The sequence below is a fragment of the Methanosarcina sp. A14 genome, assembly GCF_001729375.1.
In the GTDB taxonomy this organism is placed as follows: domain Archaea; phylum Halobacteriota; class Methanosarcinia; order Methanosarcinales; family Methanosarcinaceae; genus Methanosarcina; species Methanosarcina barkeri.
In genome coordinates this window covers 1-6,103 of the sequence record NZ_LZPK01000318.1, presented here as the reverse complement: position 1 = coordinate 6,103, position 6,103 = coordinate 1, and the positions used below count along the sequence as shown (strand labels likewise).

Sequence of the window (6,103 nt, the reverse complement as noted above, 5' to 3'; positions counted from 1 at the left end):
AAACCCTATTTTAAACCCGATTTTAAACCCGATTTTAAACCCAAGTATTAATAATATCTGGATAATATAATTATCAGAATATAATACAGGATTGGGGGAGACTTTATTGGAGCTTTTCGATGCTTCTTGCAAAGTTGCTATAGAAGCGAGTCTTAATTCTGCGCTATTGAAAACAATTTTATCGAAAACAATTCTATTGAAAACAATTCTTCTTTTGCTGCTTGCTCTCTGCCTGGCATCCTCAGCCAGCGCAAAATACTCACTGGAAAAAGCTGAGACAAATATAATTGTTAATGCCAGCGGGATAACCCATGTTGAGGAATTGGTTTCATATGCATTTGATGGAGACCACATTGATATACATAGAGAACTCAAAGTGTTACCTGGAGACTCTATCCGGAATGTTAAGGGACGCTGTTCAGAGAAGGCATGTAAACTCAGGTTTGAGTCGATTCCAGAAGGATACAGGTTAATAGGCAAACTTCCGGATCCTACTCCGGAAAAATTGACACTTTTTATTTCCTACGATTACTATGGTGCAGTCAAATTTCACAGGGACGTTTCTGAATTCAGTTATAGGTTGTGGGGAGGAGAATGGGAAAAACCTCTGAAGAGCTTTAAAGGAAATGTTATACTTCCGGTGAAAAGCGAAAGCAAAATCCAATACTGGACTCATCCGGTTGCTTATACGCAGGAAGCAAATATAGAAAATAATGTCATTAGTTTAAGGACAGGTGAGATTTCTTCTACTCAATGGTATGAAGTTCGAGCGGTCTTCCCAAGAATTGCATCCTCTGGTTTTAGTCCTGTCAAGGTAGATGATACTGGGGGACTTGAAAACGTATTAGCTACTGAATATGTATACCAACAGAAAAACCTGATCTTAAATAGCCTTTATAGGAAGACCTTTCTATTTGCACTCCTTGTCCTAATATTTCCTTTAATTATATATTATATATACGGAAGAGAACAAAAAATCGATTATGAAATAATTGCTGAAACGGAAGTGCCTGATAATTCCAAACCTGCAGTGGTAAATGCCATTGTAATGGGGAAAATGGGTATTCCCACAATAGACGGATTTACAGCTACGGTTATGGATCTTGTTAACCGTGGCTATATCTCTTTGCGAAATTTAAAACCTGAAGAGCTAGTCTCACTCTATACTCCGGAATCAGACTCTTCCAATACTTCAGAATCAGACTCTTCCCATAATCCAGAATCGGACCCGTTCCAGAAACCAGAATTAAACTCTTCCCATAATCCAGGATCAGATTCGTCTCAGATACCAGAATCCGGGTCAAAAGATTTTATGGTTGAACTTCTTAATAATGAAATATATTCGGAGGCGGAAGGAAGTTTATCCGAGCTGGAAGATTTTGAAAAAGATGTGCTTTATCTGTTAAAAATTCATGCCCCCGAAAGAAAAATCTCCTGGAAAAAACTTGAAAAGGAACTGCAAAGCGGAAAGAGTTTCTATCAATTCTTAACTTCCTGGAACAAGAAAGTTCAAGCATACACTGCATTTGATGACTATTTCCAATTCACAGGAAACATATATATGTACTGGTTTGCCCGAACCATTCTAATGGCTTCGATTGTTTATTATATTCTAATTTCTGGATTTTTCCCTACAAAGGCGTTTCCTCTGGCTTCAAAGATAAATGTAATGACCAGTTTAATCGGGATTTTCGGGTTCGTTATTATAAGGTGCTCAGGCATGTTCATAAAGATATTTGGGCACTGGACCCCCGAAGGAAGCCTTTACTATAAACAATGTGATAATTTCAAAAAATATCTTACAGATCTTTCTGCTCTCAAAGAACATTCTCCTGAATCAATAGAGACCTGGGATTCTTATCTGGTGTATGCTATCTCTCTCGGAATTTCAAAGGAACTACTTCAAAATATGTCTCTGATCGTCCCATCTGAACAGTTAAGAGAGAGCCGCTTCTATCCTATAAGCTCAAGTTATATTATATCAGAACGCAGTTGTGAAAATGCCTCCTCTTCATCATGTTTCGGAGATATAAATAGAGAATAAGATATAGAAGAAGATAATATCGAAGAAGACAATGTCGATGGTGACTCTGGATGAGACGGTGCCAGCAAGAGCTTTGAATAAAAGGATAGTAGGCTGTCTGATCATAGAGAAATGCGCAGAAAAAGATGTAAACATACAGAAATAGATATGAAAGGCCACAGAAAAAAATGTGAAAGGCATAAAAAAGCTGTGCAGAAAGTTTCTTGCATTTTCTTGTTCAGGGAATTTTAGAGTGTTGAATAGCCGAAAAAATCGGAAAGAAAAAAGCAAAATAGTATAAAAATAACATTTCCCGGACAGAAAATAAAACGGTGCCGAAAAAATGGACATTTCTCACTTTTTATATCAGATAAAAGCTTCCAGTCGCTATGAAAACCAGATCGTTCATAATGAGAAAATTCCTGCAAGGGAAGCTTTGTATGCTCCTCTTACCCTTAAACCTCAGGTAAAAGCAGCTCTTTCAGGCATCGGAATCGAAGATCTGTATGTGCATCAGGTTGAGGCTATAGAAAAAATTCGGGAAGGAAAGGATATAGTACTCTGTACGACCACGGCAAGCGGAAAATCACTTACTTACATGATTCCTATTTTCGAAACTATTCTCAATGAACCTGAAGCAACTGCCCTTTATATATCCCCTTTAAATGCGCTTGTAAATGACCAGTTAAAGTCCTTTCTGGAATTTGAAGAGAAACTAAAATCAGGTGCAGGCATAGCCCGTTATACAGGTGCCCTTTCAGAAGCCGAGAAAAGGAAGGTAAGAGAAGGGCAGACCAATGTGGTCTTAACAAACCCCGAAATGATTCACATGAGCTTTCTTGCCTGGCATCATCTATGGAGGCGTTTTTTCTCAAACCTCAGGTTCATAGTCGTTGACGAGAGCCATTATTACCGGGGAGTTATTGGCAGCAATATGGCAAACCTGCTCAGGAGGCTTTTGCGTGTGGCTGAGTACTATGGAGCGTCTCCGCAGTTCATCTGCTGTTCTGCAACCATCGGAAATCCGGAAGACCATACGGAAACTCTTATTGGAAGAAAAGCAGCAGTTGTTGATAATAACGGCTCTTTTCAGGGTAGCCAGCAATTCGTTTTCTGGAACCCTCCACTTTATCAGAATAATAAGGGATGTACACTGAGAAGAAGCAGCTTTTCCGAATCGTCCTCACTTTTTTCAAAAGCTGTGCAGGCAGGTCTTCAGACTCTGGTTTTTACCCGGTCCAGGCAGGGAGTTGAGAGGATGTATAAAAGCTGCAGGGAGCTATTGAGGAGCAGAAATCTCTCTCCTGCCATCTGCCCGTACAGGAGTGGTTACTTTGATAGAGAAAGGGAAGAAATTGAAAAGAAAATGAATTCAGGGGAACTTCGAGGGGTTATTTCCACAAATGCTCTCGAACTCGGGATAGACATAGGAGGGCTTGATGCCTGTATTCTTGACGGCTACCCAGGAACAGTAATGAGTGCCAGGCAACAGGCAGGCAGGGCAGGTAGGAGCGGAAATGAAAGCCTTGTTATCCTCGTTGCGGGCACAAACGCCCTTGACCAGTATTATATGAGAAACCCAGCCGACTTTTTTACACGAAGCAGTGAAAATGCGGTGCTTAACCCCAAAAATCCGTATATCCTTGCAGGGCACCTGCTCTGTGCCGCAAAGGAGATTCCTCTACAGGCGTCAGATGAGAAATTCTTTGGTAAAGGGTATCCAAGAGTCGTGGAACTTCTGGAAGTCGAAGGCCTGCTTGCAGGTGACGATCTGAAGTATTCAACAGACCCATTTCCGTACAAACACGTTTCGCTTCGGGGAATCGATGATAATACTTACTCTCTCCTTGCTTTTGAGGGAGAAAAGCGCTTTCCTATTGAAAAAAACATTGAGGAAACCCTTGCATTCAGGGAATGCCATCCAGGGGCGGTTTATATGCACAGGGGAGAATCCTACTATATAAACAGGATCGAACATGAAAAGAAGGAAATCCATGCCATAAAAACGCATGATACCTATTATACGAAACCCATGATTGACTCGTCCGTGCTTGTGCAGGAGACCTATGCTGTAAAGCCGCTTTTGCACGCGTCGGAGGTCGAAGTGGGGCTTGGGGAAGTTGAGGTAACGGACAGGGTTATAGGGTACAGGAAAATCCAGACCCAGAGTAATGATGTAATGAGCGCCCATTCCCTTGAGATGCCTCCGGTCAGCCTCCAGACAATGGCTCTCTGGCTCAAGCTTCCGGACAGGCTGCAGGAGCTTGTAGGAGAGCATAAACTGGATTTTGCAGGCGGGATCCATGCTATAGAGCACGCGATGATTTCAATGTATCCTCTTCACCTGCTTGTGGACAGGAGCGACGTAGGCGGAGTTTCCACACCGTCTCATCCTGATCTTGGAGGCAAAAGCGGGATATTCATTTATGACGGTCATAAGGGTGGTGTAGGGTACGCCGAAAAAGGTTACGACCTTATAGAAGAGGTGCTTGACGGCACCTTAAAAGCAATAGAGAGCTGTCCATGTGAAAGCGGCTGCCCAAGCTGTATTCAGTCCCCAAAGTGCGGAAACAATAACGAGCCTCTTGATAAACATGCTGCAATCATGCTCCTGCACGACCTCCTTGGAAAAGCTCCTTATATTCCGCCGGAGAGAAAAGAAAAACACCTATCTGAAGTTAGAACCTCAAGACCAGCTCCTGAAAGAAGAAGCACAGAAGATGCTCTGAGCAGGGTCAGGCGTCAGCTCAGGCGGGAAACCATAAAACAAGAAACTCCAGCAGCACAGGAGAAAAAGGAAAAAACCTTCATCGCTACAGACGAAAATGGAGGAATGATTGGAGTAATCTCTGCCCCTGCCCCCGAAAAAGCTGCCGCAAAAACCTTTCACCAGAAACTCCGAGGAAAAAAAGAACCTACAAGAAAGAAGCCTCTTGAAATCTGCATTCGAGACCTTGGAGCTGGCAACGATTATAACTTCCGGCTTTGGATTGAAGTTTCAGAGAATGAAGGAAAGGAAGCTGTTAGAGGAGAAGATGAGAAGAAGGTTGTGAAGAAATTGATTATCAGGAAAGTGAATTGAAAAACGCACATGAAATTCATTGAATAACAGGCACAAATAAATGAAAGTACTTTACTCAACCTTTTTTGACAATAGATTCCATCATTATCTTGGGCAGTAAGGTTGTACTTATTTTGGTTTTTCAAAACCGTCAGAAAACTAATCAGTGAATTGCCGTCGAAGGCTCAAGTGTGACTTTGATCACGGATGCTAAATTGGCCTTTTAGGCAATTCCACTGTCCAAATAAATTGGGTGATATTATTTGATGATTGAAGTCATAAACAAATCTTGCGGTTTAGACATTCACAAACTCTTTTTCATTGCTACAATTCTCAGTCGATCTGGTGAAAAACAACAGCAACGTTTTAACAGAGATGATGAGGGAATTTTAGCCCTTAAGAATTGGGTAATATCAGAAAAATGTAATGTTGTTGCATGTGAATCAACAAGTGATTTCTGGGTTCCGATTCATGATTCATTGATAAATTATCTACCTGTAATAGTTGGAAATGCTCGAGATATGAAGGTATTTACCCATAAAAAACAGATAAGATAGACTCAGAAGTCATTGCACAACTTGCACTTAATAATATGATTCAGCCATCAAGAGTTTTCCCAAAGGATCAGAGAGATTTTAGATCATATGTTCGACTTCGATTAACACTTGTACAAAAAAGAACCGATATAAAAAATAAAGCTCATTCAATTCTTACCTCTGAAATGTTAAACCTGAATAATGCGCTGACAGATATTTTTGGCAAGAATGGCAGAATGATCTTATCAGGAATCTCTTTAGGTAAGAGTGTTGATCATATTATAGCAAGCCTCTCTCCAAATGTTCGGAAAAAAGCTGCTCAGATAAGAAAAATTCTTGATCGAGAAATTTCTCAAAGTGCTGCATTCAGACTTCAGATCTGTCTGAAACTCATAACGAGTCTTGATGATGAGATTGAAGCTTTAGAAAAAGAAATTGTAACTATTCAGCTCCGAGAAAACAACATCAATAGCCATCTTTACT

At 40.8% G+C, this 6,103-nt stretch carries 2 protein-coding genes and 1 pseudogene; all 3 read left to right on the top strand.

Going from position 1 to position 6,103, the window contains the following annotated elements; genetic code table 11:
- The first annotated feature begins 106 nt into the window (after positions 1-106).
- A complete protein-coding gene (locus tag A9239_RS13875) occupies positions 107-2,044 on the top strand; it encodes a DUF2207 domain-containing protein (protein WP_048155435.1) in 1,938 nt (645 codons plus the stop codon).
- Positions 2,045-2,366: 322 nt separating this feature from the next.
- A complete protein-coding gene (locus A9239_RS13870; protein ID WP_048117668.1) occupies positions 2,367-5,105 on the top strand; it encodes a DEAD/DEAH box helicase in 2,739 nt (912 codons plus the stop codon).
- Between the two features lie 245 nt (positions 5,106-5,350).
- A pseudogene (locus tag A9239_RS13865) lies at positions 5,351-6,103 on the top strand (transposase); the annotation flags it as partial.

Bases quoted from the DNA above. Each gene is read 5' to 3' on its own strand.
- A9239_RS13870 (WP_048117668.1), top strand. From the start codon at position 2,367: ATGGACATTTCTCACTTTTTATATCAGATAAAAGCTTCCAGTCGCTAT.